This window comes from Corynebacterium sp. MSK041 (assembly GCF_030232265.1).
Classification (GTDB): Bacteria; Actinomycetota; Actinomycetes; order Mycobacteriales; family Mycobacteriaceae; genus Corynebacterium.
In genome coordinates, this window is record NZ_JASPJK010000061.1 from 1 (window position 1) to 344 (window position 344).

The 344-nt window shown below is 58.4% G+C and carries 1 protein-coding gene; it reads left to right on the top strand.

Annotated features, from left to right (window positions below; genetic code table 11):
- Nucleotides 1-344: hypothetical protein (locus QP968_RS11195; RefSeq protein WP_284856468.1), on the top strand; the 344-nt coding region annotated here is incomplete at both ends.

A 344-nucleotide genomic window follows, 5' to 3' on the forward strand; every position in this document is an offset into this window, starting at 1 on the left:
TTCACCCGCAAACAAGCCAACGCGATCAAGATAGCTCGCTCGACGAAGAAGTCCTTGGATCAGCTCGCCTACATCGAGAGTCGTCTTGCCGGGATCACCGACCCCGGCAAGACATGGGAGTTACGCCTGGCGTTGCTGTCTGTTCCAGGCAATTATGAGACGTTGCAGCGTCGGGCCAAAGACATCGTCCCCGAAGTAGACAAACCTGCCCCGGAACCAACAATCCGGTTTGGTCGCTCACGTAAACAGACCCGCCCCATGAGGGTCATGGGACCAGAACACGACATGGCAGCCATCGAGTACGCGCTACGCCAAAAAGTCACCGGTGATGGGCCTGCCGGGCC